At 66.0% G+C, this 23762-nt stretch carries 20 protein-coding genes and 2 pseudogenes; 18 read left to right on the forward strand and 4 right to left on the reverse strand.

The features are described from left to right. Positions 1 to 35: 35 nt before the first annotated feature. From mreC to SSP29_RS52765, 9 genes and pseudogenes are all read left to right on the forward strand, one after another. Positions 36 to 989 (forward strand): rod shape-determining protein MreC, encoded by a 954-nt coding sequence (gene mreC / locus SSP29_RS49005; RefSeq protein ID WP_089107507.1) that lies wholly within the window; start codon positions 36 to 38, stop codon positions 987 to 989. 14 nt (positions 990 to 1003) lie between these two features. Continuing rightward, positions 1004 to 1681, forward strand: coding sequence for a rod shape-determining protein MreD (gene mreD / locus SSP29_RS49010; protein ID WP_089107508.1), 678 nt, complete (start codon positions 1004 to 1006; stop codon positions 1679 to 1681). 115 nt (positions 1682 to 1796) lie between these two features. Beyond that, on the forward strand, positions 1797 to 4052 hold the full coding sequence (mrdA, locus tag SSP29_RS49015) for a penicillin-binding protein 2 (protein WP_089107509.1): 2256 nt from the start codon (positions 1797 to 1799) through the stop codon (positions 4050 to 4052). Continuing rightward, a complete protein-coding gene (gene rodA / locus SSP29_RS49020; RefSeq protein ID WP_089107510.1) occupies positions 4049 to 5248 on the forward strand; it encodes a rod shape-determining protein RodA in 1200 nt (399 codons plus the stop codon). The genes mrdA and rodA overlap by 4 nt, the downstream gene beginning before the upstream one ends. Before the next feature lie 152 nt (positions 5249 to 5400). Continuing rightward, entirely contained in the window at positions 5401 to 6906 is a 1506-nt protein-coding gene (locus SSP29_RS49025; RefSeq protein ID WP_089107511.1) for a CYTH and CHAD domain-containing protein, read from the forward strand. Between the two features lie 105 nt (positions 6907 to 7011). Beyond that, the gene (locus tag SSP29_RS49030) at positions 7012 to 8994 is read left to right on the forward strand and encodes a TIGR03960 family B12-binding radical SAM protein (RefSeq protein ID WP_089107512.1); all 1983 of its coding nucleotides are present in this window, start codon (positions 7012 to 7014) and stop codon (positions 8992 to 8994) included. A gap of 280 nt (positions 8995 to 9274) precedes the next feature. Continuing rightward, positions 9275 to 9376: pseudogene (locus SSP29_RS59470) on the forward strand (peptide-methionine (S)-S-oxide reductase MsrA); the annotation flags it as partial. A gap of 451 nt (positions 9377 to 9827) precedes the next feature. Then, the gene (locus tag SSP29_RS49040) at positions 9828 to 10040 is read left to right on the forward strand and encodes a hypothetical protein (RefSeq protein WP_089107514.1); all 213 of its coding nucleotides are present in this window, start codon (positions 9828 to 9830) and stop codon (positions 10038 to 10040) included. Positions 10041 to 10203: 163 nt separating this feature from the next. Continuing rightward, positions 10204 to 11433 (forward strand): hypothetical protein, encoded by a 1230-nt coding sequence (locus SSP29_RS52765; protein ID WP_145969072.1) that lies wholly within the window; start codon positions 10204 to 10206, stop codon positions 11431 to 11433. Positions 11434 to 11469: 36 nt separating this feature from the next. Here SSP29_RS52765 and SSP29_RS52770 read toward each other — a convergent pair whose 3' ends face one another. Next, on the reverse strand, positions 11470 to 11949 hold the full coding sequence (locus SSP29_RS52770) for a hypothetical protein (protein ID WP_145969073.1): 480 nt from the start codon (positions 11947 to 11949) through the stop codon (positions 11470 to 11472). A gap of 318 nt (positions 11950 to 12267) precedes the next feature. Beyond that, complete coding sequence (locus SSP29_RS49045) at positions 12268 to 13560, reverse strand: NsdA family TPR-like regulatory protein (protein ID WP_150136436.1); 1293 nt, start codon at positions 13558 to 13560, stop codon at positions 12268 to 12270. Positions 13561 to 13873: 313 nt separating this feature from the next. Between SSP29_RS49045 and SSP29_RS49050 the strand changes: the two genes are divergently transcribed. Both SSP29_RS49050 and SSP29_RS49055 read left to right on the forward strand, forming a co-directional pair. Beyond that, a complete protein-coding gene (locus SSP29_RS49050) occupies positions 13874 to 14437 on the forward strand; it encodes an ATP-binding protein (protein WP_089107530.1) in 564 nt (187 codons plus the stop codon). A 355-nt stretch (positions 14438 to 14792) separates the two neighbouring features. After that, positions 14793 to 15044 (forward strand): hypothetical protein, encoded by a 252-nt coding sequence (locus SSP29_RS49055; protein ID WP_438363852.1) that lies wholly within the window; start codon positions 14793 to 14795, stop codon positions 15042 to 15044. Positions 15045 to 15451: 407 nt separating this feature from the next. Here the strand turns inward: SSP29_RS49055 and SSP29_RS49060 are convergent, their stop codons facing one another. Next, on the reverse strand, positions 15452 to 16234 hold the full coding sequence (locus SSP29_RS49060; RefSeq protein ID WP_089107516.1) for a GntR family transcriptional regulator: 783 nt from the start codon (positions 16232 to 16234) through the stop codon (positions 15452 to 15454). A 162-nt stretch (positions 16235 to 16396) separates the two neighbouring features. Here SSP29_RS49060 and SSP29_RS49065 point away from each other — a divergent pair, with 162 nt between their 5' ends. From SSP29_RS49065 to SSP29_RS52775, 5 genes are all read left to right on the forward strand, one after another. Beyond that, complete coding sequence (locus tag SSP29_RS49065; protein ID WP_089107517.1) at positions 16397 to 16744, forward strand: SCO3933 family regulatory protein; 348 nt, start codon at positions 16397 to 16399, stop codon at positions 16742 to 16744. After that, positions 16744 to 18045: an FtsK/SpoIIIE domain-containing protein gene (locus tag SSP29_RS49070; RefSeq protein ID WP_089107518.1), complete on the forward strand. Its 1302-nt coding sequence runs from the start codon at positions 16744 to 16746 to the stop codon at positions 18043 to 18045. Before SSP29_RS49065 ends, SSP29_RS49070 begins: the two co-directional genes overlap by 1 nt. Further along, positions 18042 to 18239: a hypothetical protein gene (locus SSP29_RS49075; RefSeq protein WP_089107519.1), complete on the forward strand. Its 198-nt coding sequence runs from the start codon at positions 18042 to 18044 to the stop codon at positions 18237 to 18239. The genes SSP29_RS49070 and SSP29_RS49075 overlap by 4 nt, the downstream gene beginning before the upstream one ends. 298 nt (positions 18240 to 18537) lie before the next feature. After that, entirely contained in the window at positions 18538 to 19893 is a 1356-nt protein-coding gene (locus SSP29_RS58045; RefSeq protein WP_089107520.1) for a replication initiator, read from the forward strand. Between the two features lie 319 nt (positions 19894 to 20212). Further along, on the forward strand, positions 20213 to 21136 hold the full coding sequence (locus SSP29_RS52775; protein ID WP_145969074.1) for a hypothetical protein: 924 nt from the start codon (positions 20213 to 20215) through the stop codon (positions 21134 to 21136). 39 nt (positions 21137 to 21175) lie between these two features. On the opposite strand, the gene SSP29_RS49085 is transcribed toward SSP29_RS52775, so the two are convergent. After that, positions 21176 to 22795, reverse strand: a complete 1620-nt coding sequence (locus tag SSP29_RS49085) for a recombinase family protein (protein ID WP_089107521.1) — start codon at positions 22793 to 22795, stop codon at positions 21176 to 21178. A gap of 366 nt (positions 22796 to 23161) precedes the next feature. Here SSP29_RS49085 and SSP29_RS60765 point away from each other — a divergent pair. Both SSP29_RS60765 and SSP29_RS49095 read left to right on the forward strand, forming a co-directional pair. Then, positions 23162 to 23323 (forward strand): annotated as a pseudogene (locus tag SSP29_RS60765) (peptide-methionine (S)-S-oxide reductase MsrA); the annotation flags it as partial. 10 nt (positions 23324 to 23333) lie between these two features. Next, positions 23334 to 23744, forward strand: a complete 411-nt coding sequence (locus SSP29_RS49095) for a hypothetical protein (RefSeq protein ID WP_089107522.1) — start codon at positions 23334 to 23336, stop codon at positions 23742 to 23744. The last annotated feature ends 18 nt before the right edge of the window (positions 23745 to 23762 follow it).

Raw genomic sequence — 23762 nt, forward strand, 5'->3', positions numbered from 1 at the left:
GCAAGTTCCTATTGAGGAAGGCACGGCCGCCGCACGTGAGGGACACGAAAGAGAGCCGGCTGCTCCTGGTGCTGCTGATCGCCATCGCGTTCGCGCTGATCACGGTGGACATCCGAGGTGGCAGGAACTCCCCGGTAGACGGCGCCCGGCAGGCCGCGGCCGCGGTCTTCGGCCCGATCGAGAACGGCATGTCGACGGTGGTGGACCCGGTCGGAAACGCCGTCTCCGCCGTCCGTGACTCCGGCGAACGGCACGACCGGCTGGCCCGGCTGGAGAAGCAGAACGCGACCCTCAAGGCGAAGCTCGGCAGCGACGACCGCAACCGCAGCCGCCTGAGCCAGCTAGAGAAGATGCTCAACGTCGCCGCCGAGGGCCAGTACGGCATCAAGGGCGCCCAGGTCATCGCCATAGGGTCGGCGCAGGGCTTCTCCTGGACCGTCACCATCGACGTCGGCTACAACGACGGCATCAAGCGGGACATGACCGTCCTCAACGGCAACGGCCTGGTCGGCCGCGTGACCACGGTCGGCCCGGACGCCTCCACCGTGCTGCTCGCCAACGACCCCGACTTCACCGTCGGCACCCGCATGGAGGGCAGCGACGAACTCGGCTTCGCCTCCGGCCAGGGCGACCGCCCGCTGCGCGTCGAACTCCTCGACAGCAAGGCCGAGGTGAAGAAGGGCGACCGGCTCGTCACCTTCGGCTCCCAGGGCGACAAGCCGTTCGTGCCCGGTGTCCCGGTCGGCACGGTCTCCAGCGTCGACCCGTCCAACGGCGGCCTCACCCGCACCCTGTACGTCACGCCGTTCGTGTCCTTCACCAAGCTCGACATCGTCGGCGTGGTCGTCGAGGCACCGAAGAAGGACCCGCGCGACGAGGTGCTCCCGGCCAAGCCCAAGCCGACCCCGACCCCGACGGTGACCGTCACGGTCACCCCGTCCGCCGACGCGAGCGCGAACGGCACCGACACCACCGGCCAGCAGCAGTAGGAGCTGAATCCCCCATGCGCGTCAACAGGATCCTGCTCTCCTCCGCCCTGGTCGTCGTCGCCCTGGTGATCCAGGTGAGCGTCCTCGCCCGCCTGCACCTGCCGGGCGCCGTCCCCGACCTCATGCTGCTCACCGTCCTCGGCCTCGCCATGGTGTACGGCCATGTGGGCGGCGCCCTCGTCGGCTTCGGCGCCGGACTCCTCGCCGACCTCGCCCCGCCCGCCGACCACGCGGCCGGCCGCTACGCCCTGGTGCTGTGCGTCGTCGGCTACTTCGCCGGCCTCATCAAGCCGGAGAACGGCCGCCTGAAGTCCGCGACCGGCCCGATGCTCGTCGTGGTCGCCGCCGCCATCGGCTCCACCCTGCTGTACGCGGGCGTCGGCGCCCTCGTCGGCGACACCGCCGCCCGGCACGTCGGCATGACCAGCCTGCTGATCACGGCCGCCCTGTACGACCTGCTGCTCGCCCCGTTCGTGGTCCCCGGCGTCATGGCCCTGGCCCGCCGTGCCGACAACGACCCGCTCACGGAGGCCAACTCCGGCGGCAAGGCGGGCGACATCTCCTCGGGCTGGATCTCCTCCGGCACCGGGATGCGCATCGGCGGCCAGCGCAGCGGCCTCGGCGCCCTCAAGGCCAGGGCCCGCACCCGCAACGTCCGCGTCGGCCGCATCAAGGGGGTCAAGCGTCTGTGAACGCGGGGGAGTTCACCCGAACGGGTGCACCGGGGCGGAACGCGGCCTCACAGGTCCATCGTTCATCATTCGTACGCGCACGCGCCTTTGTGCAGGGAGAGGGGGAGGCAGCCCAGTGACCAACATTCCCGAGACCGGTCGGACCCCACGGGTCCAGATCCGTCTCGTCGTGATCCAGATCCTGGTCCTCTCCCTGCTGGGCACCCTCGGCGGCCGCCTGTGGTACCTGCAGATCCGCGAGGGCGCCGAGTACCAGAAGGAGGCCTCCGGCAACCACGTCCAGCAGGTCGTCGCGCCCGCCGTGCGCGGCTCGATCCTGGACGCCCGCGGAGTCCCCATCGCGGACAACGAGACCCGCCTGGTCGTCTCCGCCTCCCGCACCGACCTGCTCAAGCAGAAGGACGACGGCAAGGCGGTCCTGACCAAGCTCGCCGGCGTCCTCGGGATGAAGCCCGAGGAGGTCATGCAGAAGGTCCGCCTCTGCGACGCCAAGACCCCCCAGCCCTGCTGGAACGGCTCGCCGTACCAGCCGATCCCGATCACCGACGAGGCCACCGCCAAGCAGGCCCTGCAGATCCGCGAGCGCTCCGAGGACTTCCCCGGCATCACCGCCGAGCCCGAGGCCGTGCGCCGCTACCCGGCCCCCGGCAAGTCCAACACCGCGCAGGTCCTCGGCTACCTCTCCCCGGTCACCGACAACGAGATCGAGCAGGCCAAGGACACCTCCTCGCCCTACCTGCGCTCCGACATGGTCGGCCGTTCGGGCCTGGAGCGCGAGTACGACAAGGAGCTGCGCGGCAAGGCCGGCGTCACCCGCTACGAGGTCGACAACCTCGGCCGGGTCATCGGCAAGGCCAAGTCCGACGCCGCCGAGCCCGGTTCGAACCTGGTCACCAGCATCGACTCGCGCGTGCAGCGGGTCGCCGAGAACGAGCTGGACAAGGCCATGAAGGCCGCCCGCCAGCAGTACGACAAGATCACCCAGGAGAACTACAAGGCCGACTCGGGCGCCGTCGTCGTGATGGAGGCCAAGACCGGCCGGATCGTCGCCATGGCCTCCGCCCCGACCTACGACCCGAACGTGTGGGTCGGCGGCATCTCCGCCAAGGACTACCAGGCCCTCACCGGCAAGAACTCCGACTACCCGCTGCTCAACAGGGCCATACAGGGTCAGGCGGCCCCCGGTTCGACGTTCAAGGTGGTCTCCACCGCCGCCGCGGTCCAGGCCGGCTACGCCTGGAACGGCGGCTACCCCTGCACCAGCTCCTACTCGGTGGGCAGCCAGGTCTTCAAGAACTTCGAGGGCGAGAACTTCGGTCCCATCTCGCTGGGCCGCGCTCTGGAGGTCTCCTGCGACACCGTCTTCTACGGCCTCGCCGACGCCCAGTGGAAGAAGGACGGCGGCATCAACCCGAAGAAGGGCGAGCCCAAGGACTGGTTCTTCAAGACCGCCCACCAGTTCGGCCTCGGCAAGGAGACCGGCGTCGACCTGCCCAACGAGGTCACCGGCCGCGTCCCCGACCGCCAGTGGAAGCTCGACTACTGGAAGGCCAACAAGGACGCCTGGTGCAAGTCCGGGAAGAAGGACGGCACCTACGTCGAGAAGATCGAGTACGAGAACTGCCTCGAAGGCAACAAGATGCGCGAGGGCGACGAGATCAACTACTCCATCGGCCAGGGCGACACCCTCGTCACGCCGATCCAGGAGGCGATGATCTACAGCGCCGTCGCCAACGGCGGCACCGAGTACCAGCCGACCATCGGCAAGGCGATCGTCAGCGCCGACGGCAAGTCCGTCCAGGAGATCAAGCCCAAGGCGGTGCGCAAGCTCCCGGTCAGCCAGGCCACCCTCAAGGGCATGGACGACGCCTTCGCGGGCGTCATCACCCGCGGTACGGCGGCCTGGAAGTTCGGCGGCTGGCCGCAGGACAAGATCGCCCTGCACGGCAAGACCGGTACCGCCGAGGTCTACGGCAAGCAGACCACGTCGTGGCTGGCCACCTACACCAAGGACTACACGGTCATCATGACCATCGCCCAGGCCGGTACCGGTTCCGGTGCCTCCGGCGAGGCGGTCCGCAACATCTACAGCGCGCTCTACGGCGTCAGCGCGGACGGCTCCATCGACAAGTCGAAGGCGCTGCTGTACACCCCGCAGAAGGGCCTGCCGAAGGTCCGCACGGACGGCACCATCGCCTCCCCGAAGATCTCCAAGGACCCGGCGAAGGACTTCCAGGTCTTCTCCCAGCAGGGCGACAAGAGCACCGACAACGGGCAGACCCCGGCCGCCACCACGGCCTCCCCGTCCACGGGCAACCGCACCACCCGCAGGCGACCGCGCAAGAGGGGAAGCCGGAGGATGCTCACATGACCGGCGTCAACAGCTTCTCCGTCTCCGGATACGGCCCGGCACGGGCCGGCTGGACCCGGGTCTTCGCCCGGGACTCGCTGACCCGCCGGCTGGACTGGCCGATGCTGCTGGCCGCCCTCGCCCTGTCGCTGCTCGGCTCGCTGCTGGTCTTCTCGGCGACCCGCAACCGCACCGAGATCAACCAGGGCGACCAGTACTACTTCCTGATCCGGCACCTGATGAACACCGGCATCGGGCTCGCCCTGATGATCGGCACCATCTGGATCGGCCACCGCCAGCTGCGCAACGCCGTGCCGATCCTCTACGGCCTCTCGGTCCTCGGCATCCTCGCGGTGCTCACCCCGCTGGGCGCCACCATCAACGGCAGCCGCAACTGGATCGTCTTCGGCGGCGGCTTCTCACTGCAGCCCGCCGAGTTCGTGAAGATCACGATCATCCTGGGCATGGCGATGATACTGGCGGCGCGGGTGGACGCCGGTGACAAGAAGTACCCGGACCACCGCACCGTCCTGCAGTCCCTGGGCCTGGCCTCGGTCCCGATCCTGATCGTGCTGCTCATGCCCGACCTCGGCACGGTCCTGGTCATGGTGACCATCATTCTCGGCGTGCTGCTCGCCTCCGGTGCCTCCAACCGCTGGGTCTTCGGCCTGCTCGCCGCCGGCGTGACCGGCTGCATCGCCATCTGGCAGCTGCACATCCTGGACGAGTACCAGATCGCCCGCTTCGCCGCCTTCGCCAACCCCAGCCTCGACCCCTCCGGCGTCGGCTACAACACCAACCAGGCCCGTATCGCGATCGGCTCCGGCGGCCTGACCGGCGCGGGCCTCTTCCACGGCTCGCAGACCACCGGCCAGTTCGTCCCCGAGCAGCAGACCGACTTCGTCTTCACGGTCGCGGGGGAGGAGCTGGGCTTCGTCGGCGCGGGCCTGATCATCGTGCTCCTCGGCGTCGTCCTGTGGCGCGCCTGCCGTATCGCCCGCGAGACGACCGAGCTGTACGGCACGATCGTCGCGGCGGGGATCGTGGCGTGGTTCGCGTTCCAGGCGTTCGAGAACATCGGGATGACCCTCGGCATCATGCCGGTCACGGGCCTTCCGCTGCCGTTCGTGTCGTACGGCGGTTCGTCGATGTTCGCGGTGTGGGTGGCGGTGGGACTGCTGCAGTCGATCAGAGTGCAGCGCCCGATGTCGGCGTAGCCCAGGGCGCAACCAGGGCGGAACCGGGGTGAAAGCGCACAGGTGCACACATCGTTCTCTATGTGTTCACCTGTGGCTTGTTTTGTTTTTCCCTTCGATTTACCCGCTTCGCCCGCTGGCCCCTGCGGCGCTCGGGCCATTAGATTCTGTTCATGGCGGATGCGAAGCGTGAAATCGAGCGCAAGTACGAATCCGATGACAGCGGCCTGCCCGACCTGACCGGCGTCGCCGGGGTGGCGAACGTCGTGGACAAGGGCACCGCCGAACTCGACGCGACCTACCACGACACCTCCGACCTGCGGCTGGCCTCGGCCAGAGTCACCCTGCGCCGCCGCAGCGGAGGCAGCGACGCCGGCTGGCACCTCAAACTCCCCGTCGCCCCCGGCGTCCGGGACGAGATCCACGCCCCCCTCTCCGACACACTCCCCGGCGAACTCGCCGGCCTGGCCCGCTCCCGGGTCCGCGAGGGCCGGCTGGTCCCGGTGATCCGCCTGCGCACCACCCGCGACATCCGGCACCTCGTCGACGCCGACGGCACCCTGCTCGCCGAGGTGAGCGTGGACCGCGTCCGGGCCGACCGGCTCTTCGGCGGCGAGGGCAAGGCACAGTGGACCGAGATCGAGGTGGAACTCGCCGACGACGGCGACCCCGCCTTCCTCGACAAGGTCGAGAAACGGCTGGGCAAGGCGGGCGTACACCCCTCGAAGTCCGCGTCGAAACTGGCCCGCGCCCTGGCCGAGACCAAGGGCGGCAAACCGCGCCCGCCGAAGACGGGCCCCGGTGCACCGCACACGGCCGGCGACCACGTCATGGCCTACGTCCGCGCCCAGCGCGACGCGATCGTCGAGCTCGACCCGGCCGTCCGCCTGGACACCGAGGAGGGCGTGCACGACATGCGGATCGCCACCCGCCGGCTGCGCAGCACCTTCCGCACCTTCGGCAAGGTCCTGGACCGCCGGGCCACCGACCCGATCGCCGACGAGCTGAAATGGCTGGCCGGTGAACTGGGCGTGGGCCGCGACCAGGAGGTCCTGGCCGAACGCCTGATGGCAGGCCTCGCCGACGTACCCCCCGCCCTCGTCGACGGTCCCGTCCACGCCCGCCTGCACCACTGGGCCGAGGCGAGCGAACGCGGCTCCCGCAGCCGCCTCCTCGGCGTTCTCGACTCGGCTCGCTACCTGGCGCTCCTCGACACCCTGGACGCCCTGGCCGCCGACCCGCCCCTGCTGAAGGCGGCCGCCGGCGACCCCGGGGAGGTCCTCGCCAAGGCCGTGCGGAGGGACTTCGCCAAGGTGACCGACCTGATCGAGACGGCCATGGCACAGCCCCCCGGCCACGACCGCGACCTCGGCCTGCACGAGGCCCGCAAGAAGGCCAAGCGCACCCGCTACGCGGCCGAGGCGGCCGGCCCCGCGCTGGGCAGGCCGGCGAAGACCATGCTCAAGTCCATGAAGTCGCTCCAGACCATGCTCGGCGAGCACCAGGACAGCGTGATGGCCCGCGAGACCCTGCGCGAGCTGTCCGCGGTGGCCCACGCGGCAGGGGAGAGCACCTTCACGTACGGGCTGCTGTACGGCCACGAGGAACAGCGGGCGGCGGCGGTGGAGGCCGGGGCACCGGAGGCCTGGCAGAGGATCAAGGCCGGGGCGCCGGTGTGATCCGGACGTACGGGGGAGTCCGCCGACCGGGTTAGGCTAGATGGTCACCCTTCCCGGTCTCCGGCCGGAGGGCACCCCCCCAGCCACCTCACAAAGGTCCGCGAGATGCCTGCCGAAGCCGCCTCTCAGGTCGCCGAGTCTGTGTTCCCGCAGCTCGAAGCTCTGCTCCCGCATGTGCAGAAGCCGATCCAGTACGTCGGCGGAGAGCTCAACTCCACGGTCAAGCCGTGGGAGACCTGCGACGTCCGCTGGGCGCTCATGTACCCGGACGCCTACGAGGTCGGCCTGCCCAACCAGGGCGTCATGATCCTCTACGAGGTCCTCAACGAGCAGGAGGGCGTCCTCGCCGAGCGCACGTACAGCGTGTGGCCGGACCTGGAGGCGCTCATGCGCGAGCACGGCGTCCCCCAGTTCACCGTCGACAGCCACCGCCCCGTGCAGTCCTTCGACGTGTTCGGCCTGTCCTTCTCCACGGAGCTGGGCTACACGAACATGCTCACGGCCCTGGACCTGGCCGGCATCCCCCTGGAGTCCAGGGACCGCACGCTCGACGACCCGATCGTCCTGGCGGGCGGCCACGCGGCCTTCAACCCCGAACCGATCGCGGACTTCATCGACGCGGCGATCATCGGCGACGGCGAGCAGGCCGTCCTCGACATGACGAAGATCATCCGCGAGTGGAAGGCGGAGGGCCGCCCCGGCGGCCGCGAGGAGGTCCTCTTCCGCCTGGCGAAGACCGGCTCCGTCTACATCCCCGCGTTCTACGACGTCGAGTACCTCCCCGACGGCCGTATCGCCCGCGTGGTCCCCAACAAGTCGGGTGTCCCGTGGCGCGTCTCCAAGCACACGGTCATGGACCTGGACGAGTGGCCGTACCCCAAGCAGCCGCTGGTCCCCCTGGCCGAGACGGTCCACGAGCGCATGTCCGTCGAGATCTTCCGCGGCTGCACGCGCGGCTGCCGCTTCTGCCAGGCCGGCATGATCACCCGCCCGGTGCGCGAGCGCTCGATCACCGGCATCGGCGAGATGGTCGACAAGGGCCTGAAGGCCACGGGCTTCGAGGAGGTCGGCCTCCTCTCCCTCTCCTCCGCGGACCACTCGGAGATCGGCGACATCGCCAAGGGCCTGGCCGACCGCTACACCGAGGACAAGATCGGCCTCTCCCTCCCCTCCACCCGCGTCGACGCCTTCAACATCGACCTGGCGAACGAACTGACGCGCAACGGCCGCCGCTCCGGCCTGACCTTCGCCCCCGAAGGCGGCTCGGAACGCATCCGCAAGGTCATCAACAAGATGGTCTCGGAGGACGACCTCATCCGTACCGTCTCGACGGCCTACGGCAACGGCTGGCGCCAGGTGAAGCTGTACTTCATGTGCGGCCTGCCCACCGAGACCGACGACGACGTCCTCCAGATCGCCGACATGGCGACGAAGGTCATCGCCAAGGGCCGCGAGGTCTCCCGCTCCAACGACATCCGCTGCACGGTCTCCATCGGCGGCTTCGTCCCCAAGCCCCACACCCCCTTCCAGTGGGCCCCGCAGCTGTCGGCGGAGGAGACGGACGCGCGCCTGGAGAAGCTGAGGGACAAGATCCGCGGCGACAAGAAGTACGGCCGCTCGATCGGCTTCCGCTACCACGACGGCAAGCCGGGCATCGTCGAAGGCCTGCTCTCCCGGGGCGACCGCCGCATCGGCGCCGTCATCCGCGCCGTCTACGAGGACGGCGGCCGCTTCGACGGCTGGCGCGAGCACTTCTCCTACGACCGCTGGATGGCCTGCGCCGACAAGGCCCTGGCCCCCTTCGGCGTGGACGTCGACTGGTACACCACCCGCGAGCGCACCTACGAGGAGGTCCTCCCCTGGGACCACCTCGACTCGGGCCTGGACAAGGACTGGCTCTGGGAGGACTGGCAGGACGCCCTCGACGAGACAGAGGTCGAGGACTGCCGCTGGACACCTTGCTTCGACTGCGGGGTGTGCCCGCAGATGGATACGGCCATACAAATCGGCCCGACCGGTAAGAAGCTGCTGCCTCTTACGGTCAAGAACGCAGGTCCGTCGCCGGCTTCGAGTGGTCACGCGCACTGAGGTGGGCGAGGCACTCGATCGGGTGGTTGAGGCGCTGGCGGGAGTGAGCGAGGAGGAGGTGGCTGCGGCGTTGGCTGCGGTGAGCCTTCCAGGTTCTCGCCCGGCGGCGCCGTCGGTTCCCTCCCGGACACCGCTGCCAGGTCCTTCACGGGCCTCGCAGATCGTCTCCGAGGTGGAATGGGCGTGAGGGAAGCGGCGGCCCCCGAAGTGGCCGTCTGTGGCTGCCCGCACTGCGGGTGGCAACGGGCCATAGTAGGAGGCGCCGAGCAGTATCTGCCGGGCTGAGCGTCACCACCAGCAGTACCTCTCGGGCAGCAAAAACCCCGGCGGGTACTGCGGGTTGGGCGGCACCGGCGTGTCCTGTCCCGGCGGGGGCGACCCGTGGAAGGCGGATCGCGGTCAAGGATGGAGCGCGTACAGCCAAGGCCCTCTCCTCATCAAGGCAGGGCCCAGTGATGTCGAGCCTGCAAGTCGCAGACTATGGGTGGGGTCCACGGTCCAGTTCTTGCAGGCGTGCCCGCCGGTCCTGGCCCCATGTTGAGTTGTGGCGCCTGAACCGCTGGAGTCAACGCTTTGCTAGAAGCACCACAAGAGCTGTGGGCCTAGCGCACTGGATGGTGGGAGTCTCTCGCGTGTCCACTCCAGAGGTCGGTGCGCTGCGGGGGGCGGTGATGATCGAGTTGCGCGCTGGCGGCCTGGGCTCTACCGTTACGCATGGTGTTTAGGCAGTTACTTGCCGAACACCGAGGAAGGTGAGACGAGGAAGGCGGAAGGTGCCTTCCTTGGCGTGCCCGGGATGCCCCTTTTCGCCCATTTCGCGAGGAGGGGTTTTAGTGTCTGAGGTTGAAGCGGTGATCATCGCGATTCAGTTCGCGGTGATTGTTGCCCTGCTGTCCGTGATCTTCAGCCGCGAGCACGGCCGTACCTGGTACGAGACCGTAGGCAATGGCGCCCGAGTATTCCGCTGGGCTGTGCATCTCTGCCCCACGATGCTGATCATCTACGTGACGCCTGATGCTGTTGGTCTCATCCAGCAGCGGTTCTGAGGCGGACAGCTGGGCCGCTAGGTTCGTAGGGGGTCTCGCTTCCGTGATCCACGGGAGCGAGACGGATTGCTGTTGGACGGTTCATGGCTGAGCCTCGGATCTGATGGTGCCGGCTTGTGCTGAATCGATCCCCTAAGGGCTAGGCATAGGCAATAATGCCTGAATGGACATCAGAGAACGCCACATCGGCCCCATCACGAGGAAAGAAAGCGCCGGAGGAGACGGGGTCGCTGTAGACGTCGGTGCTCTGGTGCGCCGCCTTCTGCTCTTCGAACACTGCACGATCGAATCAAATCATTTGCAGGAGATTCCTGCACTTGTCCGCTCCTTCGGAGTGGATGGGCTTGAGGCACTCCTAGACTCCAGTGCGCTATCAATTATCTGCGATGCCCTTACGGTTGGGAGTGTTGGGCAAAACACCGAACTTCGCGTAACCGAAGCCAGAGGTGGACCTCTTCCGAATAATTCATATAGAATCGCCTCTATTTCGATCGGCGAGCGAGAGCAATATATTCACAATGCACTTCAGGTGGTTCATCAAATCCCAGGAACAAACCTGAGGCGACAGATTAAGATCAAGAAAAGGGTCGTTGAAAAGCTGTGCAGCTACCCTGAGGGTGTAGCTCAAGTCGCGAAAGACAGCTTTGATTTTATCGTTAATCGACAGGATTATGCTCTAAGGGCTGCAGTAGATTACGAGCTAAATTCTAGCCACGGATTGAGCCTCCCGAAACGGGTGACACTCTATACGGAAGACTTGGAAAATGATGGCGACTTCCGTGTTGTGAATAATCTGGAAGAGCTCACGGGCCTTACGGATGCTGACGTTCATAAAGTTATTGAGCGAAGCCTTCTTGGGGTGGCATCGCTGGAACAACGCCTCGAAATTATGAAGCAGTTTGACTCGCTTGGCGGCTTTCGGGAAGCGGAGGTTCCGATCTTTGCAAGTAGACTCCAGTTCCTCGCAGAACAGTTGGATCCTGAATCTCAGGAACGTCGCTTCGAACGCATTGTTGCAATTAGTGGGCTACCAGGACTTGACTCCCTGGCCCCCGAGCAAAAGATTGACGTCGAGCAAGTACTGAAATTGCGGGACACGCAAGAATGTCGCGATCTACGCAGTTGGCTTCGTGAAATCGATTCCGAGACTGACCAGGAAATCTCTGAACACTTTAAGAGCTTGCAAGAGCGTATTGCCAAGCTAACTCACACGAAGACTGGTCAAGTTATTCGCTTTGTTACAGGAAATGGCCTCGGCTTTATTCCAGTGGTGGGAATGTTTGCTGGTCCGGCCTATTCCGTCGTCGATGCGTTTGTAGCCGAGAAATTGATCGGCCGGCCGGGCCCAATTTCATTCCTGGGAAGCAATTACCCGTCGATCTTTGTCAAGTGAAGCCTTTTTGAGCCGGGAGAAGCTAGAATTTTTCTGTCAAGCGGAGATGGCTCTCTGTCGGGCGTTTTTTACCGCCTGGATTGATTCGGCGGAAACGAACCCCAGATGCACTTCATCGGCTGGATTAGCTAGCCCAAGATGTCCGCCGTTCGCGTCTGGTTGCAAATATAGACTGGCGTACGGGAACTCGTGGCAACCTCGGTTCTTACTGACTACGAGAACCCGCCATGGCGTCAAGTATATGTACGCCACTGTGCTCATGTAGTTCTGCATGTAATGGTGATACCAACCGCCAGGGCCCACGTATTGGGCTGTTTCGCCCTCGTTGAGTAGGCTTTTTGCGGCCTTGCTGTGATTCCAGCCAATCACCCTTACATCTGCTTTTCCTCGCGTGCAAGCAAGCATCGAAAGCTTGACGACAACTGATACTATCCAGATCGCGAGCCAGATATAGAGAATGATCAGTTGTATTATTTTTTCGAGAAACCAGCCTATTGTCTTGACTAGTGCATCCATGGCACATACCAACTCTCGGGGACTGGAAGCAACAGTCTCCTCGTATTGGGTCAATTATGAGGTGCCGGCGTGGCGCCCCCTGATGCCTGGAGGTTAATAAGTCGCAGGCGCAGGAACCATGACCTTCGCTATGCACCATCTTATGTACATTGGGTCAGGTAGCCAACAGTCGCAAGGTCAATTCTGGTTGAATTAGCAACGTATTCCGCTGGAGATTTTGAAAGTGCGTCTTTTGTGCCCTTGCTGCATGCGTAGGGGCACAGAATTATGCGCTCGGTCAGTCAACAGATACCGAAACCGGTGTCATGGTTGTCGACTTCAGAACGGGAGCTCTGTGTGTGCAGTTCCTCGCTTGATGGTCATGATCTGCTCGTGGAAGTCGCGGGTGGCGGCTTCGCGGGGGTACCGGGCCCTGAGTTCCTTGTCCAGCTCGTCGGCGACTAAAAGCAGGGACGGGAGGGACTTGCGGTCGGCTTCGAGCGCTGTGGTGCCCATGCCGATGGCTTCTTCGATCTCGCCCATGCGGGCGGCGGCGACTCCGAGGGTGAGGCGGGCTTCTGCGGCGCGCATGGGGGAGATCTCGGTTCCGTCGGGACCGGTGCTGATGCGGATCACTGAGCGGGCGTGGGCGGCGGCGCGTTCGTCGTCTCCGAGGAGGCGGTAGGCGTCCATCTCGTAGAAGTCCCACTTGTCGGGGTCGATGATGAAGTGGTGTTCGGGGTGGTCGGGCCTGGGGAGTCGGTCCAGGCGGGCGCGGCCGGCGTCGAGGGAGTCGCGGACCAGGCGGGCGTCTCCCATGCGGGCGGCGGCGCGGGCCTTGTGGGCGTAGAGCTGGACGCCGACGGAGTGGGTCTGGTCGGCCATGTGCCCGGCCTCGACGGCGTTGAGCATGTCTTGCCAGCGGCTCTGGGTGAGGGCGAACCAGGCCTCGATCTCCCACGCCCATGCCTTGATCTCGCCGTGTCCGGCTTCTTCACCGATCCGCAGTGCTGCGGCCTTGCTGAGGTTGGCGGCCTCACGTTGGCCTCGGTCGTACTGGACGCAAGCGTTGAGCAGGAACAGCCATCCGGCGTCGACGAGTAGTTCCCGGTGCTGGCGCAGGGTCACTCGGCCTTCGAGCTGCTTGGTGACGTAGTGCAGTCCGTTTCGGGTGCGCTCGTGGAGGTAGTCGGCGTTGGCGTACGGGTATGCACGGGCGAGTTGGTTGATGCCCTCTTCGATCGACTCCAGGGCGGCGCTGTTGATGCTGGACATCTCGGTGCGGCGCAGCATCTCGGCGATGTCCCATATGCCCGCACCGCCCTGTGCGATCAGGGTGCTCGGGTCCTCCGACTGGGTGGTCTTCGCCGACTGCTCCAGCTCCCATGGGCGTGGGGCGAGTCCTGCGAGATGGCCGGGGATGCGTAGACCGTCCACCACTTCCAGGATCTTGTGGAACTGCGTGATACGCGGGCGGACACCCATGCCGTCGGTCTCGGGCCGGGCCATCTTGCCGATGTGCTCGCGCTTGTAACCGACGGCCTCGGAGATCTTGGCGTAGCTGACATTTCCGTGGATCTTGGCGAGTCTGAAGACCTCGCCGAAGTCGTGGTTGGCGATCGCCGATCGCACGTCTGCGCGTTCCAGAACGTGAGGCGGCAGAGCGGCTGGTGTCGGTGCGGCTGCGGTCATCTCACTTCCCCATCGTGATTGACCAAATGTCTCTTCTGGTTGATCTTCGCGCCGTGTCCTGCTGGCGAGTCTACCCAGGGGCTTTCTCAAGTGGAGGGGCCCAAGTGGTCCCCGAGAGTGCCCGATTGGCTCGGGGGTCCCCAAGAGGGGGGTCCCCAAGTGGGGGGAGCGACGGCTGTGACATCGGGTATACCCTCGGGTCACCCTGCCGGGAGAGCCTCGGCAAAGGTGATCAGGGCCGGTGATCGGTGTCATGGGTGCGAGGAGAGAACGGCGGCTGGAAGACCTGGCCAGCGAGTTAGACGCGTACGCCCACTGGTTCGTGGCGCCGGATCCGTCCTCCGGGCACTTCCTGACGCTGACGCTCTTCGCCGAGTGCAGCAGCACGGCTCGCATCGCGCGTGACACGACGTCCGTCTTCCTCCGCGACGCGGTTCCGGACGACGTCATGTATGACGCGCAGCTGGTCGTCTCGGAACTGGTCGGCAACGTCGTCAACCACGTGGTGCCGGACCGCTGCCGGGCCCATGCCGGCGGCGCTCGGCGCATCGACGTGACCTTCAAGCTCTACCCGAAGTGGCTGTTCATCGGGGTTGCGGATGAGGACTCGACGCCCCCGCTGCTGCCCATGGGTGACTTCTACTCGCCGGAGTTGGTGACGGAGTTCTCAGAGGCGGTCCTGGCCGACAGCGGTCGTGGGCTGATGCTCGCCCAGCGGATGGCGGCGGCGGTGTGGTGGACACCGAAACAAGGCGGAGGCAAGACGGTCTGGTGCCGCTTCGATCTTGACGACGGAGTCGGACTCGTTCCGTCCTGATGATCTCCAGGCTGCCGCTCCTGCGCCCGACTCGTGCTGAGGGAGCGGCAGTCAGGGGCCGGAGGTAGATCCTCCGGTGATCGGGGCGTGGCTCCTCGGGACTGTCCGCCGGGATCCCCACCCGGCCCCAGGGGCCACGCCTCACAACCTCATACCGAGACCGGACCACCCCCGCGCCTGGCAGCAACCGGGGTGGTCCGGGAGGGGACACAGCGATCCCCGGTGCCTGATGGTACCGGGGTCGCTGTGCTGCGTATCCGCCCTGGGCCAAAGAGAGTTGACGATCTGTTACCAGAGCGGGAGTGACGCGGTGACTGGCGCTAATGATGAGTGGATCGGTGACGGGCTCGACGCGATGGGCACGGACTTCGGGCTCTGGGTGTCTGGGGTCGATTACCTCGCTGGTTGGCGGGATGCGAGGGAGAGTGCCGACCGGCTCAACCGCGCGTTTCTGGGTGCGGGCTTCGAGCTGTCGGAGTTAAGGGCGGTCGGCTCGACGTACGACGACGGGCGCGGGGTCGTGCGCTTCGTGGGCTGGCCTGGGGCGGTGGAGCGGCTCGCCGCGCTCCTGGAGGCGCGTGCGGATGGCGATGGTGGTGCAGCGTGAGCGGCGTTTTCGCTGGTGAGTGGTGTGCGTGGGCACGTCGCCGGCGGCCGAGACTTTGGGCGGTAGCTGCCATGGGGCGAGTGAACAGGGGGCCTTACGCTCGCCAGCGGATCGGGCAGTCCTTGGACCTGCCCGCAAGAGCCCGATCGGCCCCCTGTTCTTCGAGGCTCGCCCCATGGGAGCTGCCTAAAGTCTTGGCAGCCGGCGACCCCCAGCCCCGCGGGCACCGGCCCACATCGGCCGGTCGACGCCTCGACTCCCTGGGCGTGCTGTGGGTGGGGGCGTCGGGCGACCGGACGGGATCGGCGGTCGCGCCGCACGCCCGGCCGGGGCGGCCGGGCGCCCCGGCGCGCCGCAGGCGCGCCCTTGAGGAAGTGAAGGCTGTTTCGACCGATGGGGATCTCCGCTCAGGGGCGGGCGCGTCGCGTGGGCTGTTTGTCGGCGGTGATCCGGTAGGCCAGTTCGGCACGGTCCGCGCCGAAGCGCAGCTCTTCGAGGACCAGGGGGCGGTCGTCGGCATCGTGGGCGACGCGTGCGACGTGCAGGACCGGGGTCGCGTCCGGGAGCTGGAGTGCGGTGCGCTCGTCGGGCAGCGGCATGTGCGCGCGTACCGTCTCGGTCCACGACAGAGCATGTCCGCCGACTTGGGTGAGCACCCAGTAGATGGCCGCCGGCGGCTTGCAGGGTTCTTCGCCCAGCAGGGGGACGGCTTCGGCGACCTCGAACGGGATCAGCGTGCGGTGCATTGCACGCGTGCCGGTGGCCGGGTCGATGAGCAGCCGGTCACAGCCGAACAGGGCTTCCTCTTCACCGAGTTGGAGAAGTCGGCCGGTGGTCTTCGTGGTGAGGGTGCGGTAGGTGTTCGGTTCCTCGGCTTCCTGCCAGGTGTCGCCGTTGGGCATCACGAACTTGCCCTCACTGGTGCGGCTGATGCGCCGTTCCAGGGTGAGGGTGGGGTGTCCGCTGGAGCGTACGAAGCTGCCTTTGCCGTGCCGGACGTCGATCAGTCCTTCCGCCCGCAGGGCCGCGATGGCGTTGCGGACGGTGGGGCGGGAGACGCCGTAGCGGGTCATGAGCTGGGCTTCGGACGGCAGCAGGGTGTCGGGGGCGAACTCGCCCGACAGGATCGCTTCGCGGATCGCGGCGGCCACCTGCTGGTAGAGGGCTCCGGGGCGTTGGATCTCCGACATCGGCTCTCCGGGGTGTCGTCGTAGGCACGTCGCACGCGCGACATCACTCGTCAGCATAAGTACTTGCGCATTCGCCGTACAGAACTTCATAGTCATCACTCGTAAGGACAAGTGACGTCAGGGCGAGTCTGGCGTCATCGACTGGCCAAGGAGACCGAAGCAATGCAGTCCATTCCCGTGGACACGACGCGACTGGGCGTACTGCGGTGCGCCATCGCGCCCGAAGCGAAGATCACCAACACCGAGACACAGGAGGTGAAGAGGGACCGGGACGGCAACCCGGTCTGGACCGTCGCGGTCACCGTGCGGCAGGACGGGCGGCGGATCTCCGTAATCGAGATCGCCGTGAGCGGCCAGCCCAAGGGCATCGAGGAAGGCCAGATCGTCCGTGTCACCGGGCTGACCGCGTTCGCATGGGCGATGGGCGACCGGCACGGCCTCAGCTTCCGCGCCGACGCCATCACCCCCGTGCACGGAACCCCCGCACAGACCAAGGGCGGTAACGCCTGATGGGACCCGTCCTGATCGCGTTCGCTCTCGCCGTGCTGGCCTGGATGCTGGTCATCGGTGACCTGGTGCGCCGGCATCGTCCGGTCTGGCACTGGTACCTCGTCGGCTACCCGACCACCGCCTTCCGAGTGGTGGCGACCTGGCGCAAGCTCGCGATGCTCAACGACTTGGCCGTGTCCCGGCGCCCGCCCCGCGGGATCCTCGGCGACCTGGTCGTCAAGGGCGATCCGCTCCGGCCGCTCATCCCGCGCGCCTCCTTTCCCCGTGCGACCCGCATGGGCCTGACCGTGACTGTGCGCCTGCATGCCGGGCAGACCCCCGCGACGTACATGAAGGCGGCGGATGCACTGGTGCATGCGTGGAAGGTGCATGCGGTCCGGGTCACCTCTCCGGAACGCGGGTTCGTCCTGCTGACGGCGACGGCCACGGATCCGCTGGAGCGGCCCGGCTTAGCCACGGCTCCGGCTGAGCTGCTGTCGGCCCTCATCGGTGTCCTGGAATCTGGTGGCGCCTGGGTGATGAACCTGCGGCTCGTGCCGCACTGGCTGATCGCCGGGGCTACCCGGTCCGGCAAGTCCACTCTGCTGGCCCGGCTGATCACGGAGCTGGCCCCGCAGCGGGTTGCTCTAATCGGGATCGACTGCAAGGGCGGCATGGAACTGGGCCTGTTCGCTGAACGGCTGAGCGCGCTGGCCACCTGCCGGAAGGAAGCAGTCTCCGTGCTCTTCGCGCTGGCGGCCGACATGCGGGAACGCATGAGTGCCTGCCGTTCGGCCGGCGTCCGCTCGATCTGGGAGCTCCCCGAGAAACTCCGGCCGGTGCCGGTCGTCGTGATCGTCGACGAGATCGCGGAACTGTACCTGTCGGACGGCACCCGCGAGAGCAAGACCGAGGCGGAGCAGTGCTCCACCCTCCTGCTGCGCCTGGCCCAGCTCGGGGCCGCCCTCGGCCTGCACCTGGTCGTCGCCGGGCAACGCGTCGGCTCCGACCTGGGCCCCGGCGTCACCGCCTTGCGCGCCCAGCTCGGCGGACGTATCTGCCACCGGGTCAACGACCCCGGCACCGCAGAGATGACCCTGGGCGACCTCAACAAGGACGCCGTGGCCGTCGCCCAGTCCATCACCGCTCAGGAACGCGGGGTGGCCGTGTGTACGGGCCCGGACGGCGGCTGGAGCCGCGCCCGCTCCCACCTCACCCCGACCGAAGAGGCCGTGTCGACGGCCCGGAAGTACAGCGCGCTGACCCCTCAACTGCCCGCCCTCGTCCGCGCTCTCGCGGTGGTGGAAGGAGAGAGCAAGTGATCGGCGAAGGTACGGCCTACGGGTTCGCGGTGATCTTCGGGATCATCACCGTCCTCCTCGTCCGCTCCCGCGACGTCCGCCCCTGGGAAGCCGTCTGCGTCGGCCTCTTCGGCCTGTACGTCGGCCAGACCCCCGTGGGCCTGACCGTGCACGAACTCGTGACCTGGTTCATCAGCGGCTTCTCCCACAACTGAGCAGAAAGGAACCACCACCATGCCCATGCCTCGCGTGAGGTGCCCCCACTGCAAGGGCGACGGAGCACGGAAGACCTGGACCGGACGGCTGCGGCGCTGCCGCATCTGCCGGGGCACCGGCACCATCCGCTGACTCACCACCCCACCCACTGGACCACCGAAGGGACCACCCCATGGACGTCGGCGCACCACAACCCACCCAACCGGCCGCCTCGGCGGCTCACCTTGGAAGGTCACCACCATTCCCCCGAAGTTCACCCGGGCTGACAGGCGCGTTGCCCTCGACCGCGCGGCGCGCCTGCGTCAGCTCCCCGAAACCGACCGCGACGCCATCCGCCTCGTCCAGGATCCGCATTTCCCCCGCTGGCTGGAGCAGGTCACCGCAACCGGCGGATGCGCCCACCCCGTCCACCTCTCCGGCTCCACCACCACCCTGAACGACACGACCGGCGAGATCCTCCACCACTACGACACCCGCACCGAACCGGGTGAACGTCTCCTCGTCCGCTGCCGCAACCGCCGGGCGACCATCTGTCCCGCCTGCTCCCGACTCCACGCCGGAGATACCTACCACCTCGTCCGCGCCGGCCTCCTTGGCGGCAAGAACATCCCCGCGACGGTCCGCCATCGGCCCCGACTCTTCGTCACCCTGACCGCGCCATCCTTCGGCCCCGTCCACCGGTCCGGGGAAGCATGCCGTCCCCGCCGCCACGGCGGAACCTGTGAACACGGGCGGCCCCTCGGCTGCGCCGCCGTCCACGTCCCCGACGCCCCCGCCCTCGGCCAACCTCTGTGCCCCGACTGCTACGACTACACCGCCCACGTGCTGTGGCACGCGCACGCGTCCAAGCTGTGGGACCGCTTCGTCATCGATGTCCGGCGGCGCCTGGCCTCATCGGTCGGCCTTGTACAGTCCCGCTTCGCCCACCACGCCCGGCTGTCCTTCGCCCGCGTCGCCGAATACCAGAAACGCGCGGCCGTCCACGTCCATGCCGTTGTACGCCTCGACGGGCCGTCCGGGGCCGACGACGAACCCCCGGCCTGGGCCACGGCGCAACTGCTCATCGACGCGGTACACGCCTCCGCCCGGCGGGTCCTTGTCCACACGCCTTACAGCGCGGCCGTGGGTGAACTGGCACTGCGCTGGGGTAATCAGGTCGACGCCCGGTCTCTGCGTGTGGACGGCGACGGACCTCACGATGACGCCGTGGCCGCGTATGTGGCCAAATACGTCACCAAGGGCGCGAGCGAGACAGGCGCTGGCCTCGACCACCCGGTTGCCACCAGGGACGACATCAAGTCGGCACGTGTCAGCGACCACGTCCGCGCCCTCATGCACACCTGCTGGAGCCTCGGCGGACTACCAGAGTTCGAGTATCTGCGCCTGCGCTCCTGGGCCCACACGCTCGGCTATCGGGGTCACATCCTCACCAAGTCCCGCGCTTATTCGACGACCTACGCGTTCCTGCGCGCTGAACGCGCCGATCACATGGGTCATGCCGACATCCCCGGCACGGTCAAAGAACGGCAGTGGCGCTACGTCGGCTCAGGCCACACCCCCGGCGCCGTACTCATCGCGGCGGGAGTTGCCGATGACCTCGCAGAGTCTCGACGGCTTGGCCTGGAGGCGAGGCATGAGGGGGAGTGTTACTGATAACCGCTCCGACCACACGTGAGCTGAGACAGCCTCGCCGCTCGCCGCTGCCCAGGACTACCGAGGACAGGACCGCGAGCCTGGTGATCGAAAGCGAGATCGTGATCATTCACGATGACGGTACCGAAGAGGCGTTCGACCCCGCGTCTTGGTTCGCCAGATAGAGCACTCCGCTGCGCTGATGCGCAGCAAACCGCTTGAGAGAAGGCATCCTGACCGAGTGAGTGCATACGTTTGACGCGTTGCTACCTCGTAGGCGGCAGTGATGGCCGTAACTCAGATGGGCTATAGGTACCCACTTCGGCTGGCGAGCCCGCGGATGGCCGATAACAATAAAAGAGGAAAAGGACGACTTCAGGATAGGTATCCAGTATTCCGGTCAAGGGTGGCTGATATGGGCAATTGGGTTAGCGGCGATCAGTTTGTCAAGACGCTCGCGGAGGGGCCGCTAGCCGGTGGCTTGGCGCTACGTGGTTTTGCCCGTAAGGGTGAAACCGCGGGAGAACTGCTCTTTTCTCCCGAAGGCGGGGCGGCGACATGCAAGCAGTGGGTGCCCATTCCGGTAGGTTCAGTGCAAGTTCAGGACCTTGGTCCCGGTCAATGCCCTGGAGTGGATTCAAGGCGGGTAGTCCTCCGATTCCAGGTGAAATCTAAAGCGCAGGAAACTGTAGCATTGGCGAACCTCTTGGCGCTTCGCTCGGGTGATGGCCAACCTCCTCCGGTGAATCAGATGACTATGTCCGCGCAGATGGTTCAAGCTGTAATTCCTCAGACACTTTCGGTGGGTCCGACTACTGTTGACCTGGGGAACGGTCACTATATGGTTTCCGATGCCGAGGTGAACATCAGTAGTCTGCAGGGCACGTGCAATGTGCATCTCACTTGCACGAATAAGTTGATTGGCTTCACTGGAGGAGTCAAGCTGCTCTTTTTCGACGAGCATGGGACAAAGCTCGGGGAGTCGCCAACTCAGTCCTATGGAATCGATCCCCAGATTTTTGGAGCCGCGCACAGGAATGAACAGTTCTCCTTCGCGGCCGCTCCAGGGACTGCCGTCGTGGTTCTAAGTCAGTTCTGGGCTCCAAAGAACAGGTTTGGCGACATCCTTAACGGCATCGAGAGTGCAGTGTCCGAGGTTGTTGTATTTGCAGAATGGGTGCTGCATTTCTGCGACAATTTCCCGGACTTGTGTGGCTCGGTCAATAATTCCTCAAGCGGTGAGCCTGCTGACGGTAGTATCTGACGCGGCTGGTGCTCAGGGCGCCAATATGCCAGGCGCGAGTCAGAAGGTTTCTGCGAAGTCATCTTCCTTGAGTATCAGGCGGTTCCGCACGTCCTTGGGGATCATTAGCTTCATGTGGATGTGCGGTGCCCGTACGTCCTTCATCTTCGTCCGCGTGATCTTGCACCTCACGCCGACCCGGAGTAGATCGGCGGCCATGGCCTCCATGCCCCCCTCCTCCCAACGACTTCGGAACGACTTGCCGTTGTGCACCGCCACCCACCGGTCATTGACCGACTCGGGGTCGATGGCCTCCAACTGCTTGATCAGGTCGTCCAGCGTCTTCTCCGCCCTCTCCTTCGTGAACCGCGTCTTCGTGAAGCGGCCTTCGGGCTCCAGGCCAGCCATGTAGTAACTGATGGACTGTTCGAGGCGCTGCTGTTCTTTGCGGGCCTCGGCGCCCTGCCGGTACTCCCGCGTCATGACGGGCTCGTCGCCGAGCACCCTCAAGACGTCCTCGACGAGCTTGGCGTAGATGTCCTCGGGGTTCGGTGCGCCGTGGCCGCCGGCCTTGCACTTGCCGCACCTCAGGTACTGGTAGAGCTTCCCGTTATTGCGATTCTTCTGGACCGTCATGTTGGTGCCGCAGTCGGCGCAGATCACGACTCCGAGGAACTTCGTCGCACCATCGGGGTTGCGCCTCGGCTGATCCTTGCCCTGTCCGTTCAAGGCCTCTTGGAGGCTGTAGAACTCGTCCTCCGTGAAGACGCCGTCAGCCACGCGGATGGGCTTCCCCTCGGCTCCCATGACGAGCTTGGACCGGCGGATGCCTCCGTCCTTGTCCTCTTCCACCCGGTAGCCCAGGAGCGCAGGGTTACGCAGTCGCCGTAGGTGGGTCGACGCGGTGAGACCTGCTCCGCACAGGCCGGCACGGACCAGGACCTTGACCATGCGGCGGGCAGAGGCGGGACGCTCCCTCATCGCGACCTGGCGGCTCCAGTGCAGTGCCCTATGCGCAGTCGCGCTGATGACCAGCTTGACCTTGCCGTTTTCGTCCTCGGCGGTCTCGTAGCCGTACGCGGGCTTCCCTACCAGCCACTCGCTCTGGGTCTTGGTGTACTCCCAGAGGCTCGCCACCCGGGTGCTGGTGTTGGCTGCCTCGATCTCGGCGATACCGCCAACGATCGTGACCATGATCTTCCCGGCCGTCGTGGTCAGGTCGATGGAGTCGTTCTTAGAGACGAGGTTCTTCCCGTACTTCAGGCACCAGTCGATCATGGTGCTGAGGTCGGAAAGACGTCGTACGAAGCGGTCGAGCTTCCAGAAGAGCAGTTCGTCGAACTCCGGGGCCCGGTTGTTGAGCCAGTCGCCCAGTTCCTTGCGCTTCCACGGTGGGACCTTCGTCGCCGACACGTTGAGGTCGCTGGCGACGCCGACCACCCGACAACCGCGCTCGCGGGCGAGTATCCGGAGGTCCAGTTCCTGGCGGACGGGTGAGGTCGTGTCGTCGGTGAGTACCGAAAGCCGGACCGACAGCAGTGCGCGCGGTGCATCGTCGGGCAGGAGGGCTTCCGCCTTCTTGAGGTCCTCTAACAGTGCTAAGTCGGCCTTCGACCACTCAGCCTCAACTGAGTAGCTACGGCGGTCGGTTGCCGTGCGCGTCCTCGTTCGTTTCCCCATGACCAGCACGGTAGCGCTTGTAGGCCCGTTGGTGAATGGCCGCAGATGGACACCCACATCCAGGTCGGCCCGACCGGCAAGAAGCTGCTGCCTCTTACGGTCAAGAACGCGGGTCCGTCCGCGGCTGCGAGCGGTCACACGCACTGAGGTGGGCGAGGAGGAGGTGGCTGCAGTGAGCCTTCCGCGTTCTCGTCCGCCGGCGCCGTCGGTTCCTTCCCGGACGCTGCTGCCGAGTCCTGTACGGGCGCCGTGGATCGTCTCTGAGGCGGGATGGGCGTGAGGAAGCAGCGGCCCTCGAAGTGGTTGCCCGCGGGCGCTCATACTGCTGGTAGCCATGGGGCGCAGCAGGAGGCGTCTGGCAGCCTCTACCGGGCTGAGCCGTACCACCAGCAGTACCTTTCGGGCAGCAGAAACCCGGGCGGGTACTGCGGCCTGGATGGGACGGGGGTCAAGCTAAGCACCCCGTTCGAGACCAACTGGGGCGCCTCGTGCCCGACGGGGCTCGCTCCGGCTCCCACGGATGACTGACCGCTTACCGATGGCCGCGTTCGGTGATCGTCGCGCTGGTGAGTTCAGCTTCAGGGAACACCTGGAGCTGATCAGTACACGGCCCGGCATGTACGGCCTGGACGGCTCCTACGGCAACTACGTGACTTACGTCTCTGGCTATGACGCGGGGACCCGGGGCAGCGCGCTGCTGGGCTTCCGGGAGTGGCTACTCCTCAAGCTGGGGCGGCAGAGCAGCTTTGTGTGGTCGAGTCTCATCACAGAGCTCGTAGTACCGGGAGCCTCGGGATCCTTCGGCCATCGAGGTCTGGACGAGGAACAGAACCGGACGGCGGTACAGGCCCTGTTCCAGTTCCTAGGAGATTTTCTGCAGGACCGTGACGCAGAGCGCGACGGACTGCGAATCATCTTTCGCGACTACTCGTCGCACTTCGCGGAGTGATCCACGAACCGGCTAGGT

Origin of the sequence: Streptomyces hyaluromycini (assembly GCF_002217755.1) — a bacterium.
Taxonomy (GTDB): Bacteria; Actinomycetota; Actinomycetes; order Streptomycetales; family Streptomycetaceae; genus Streptomyces; species Streptomyces hyaluromycini.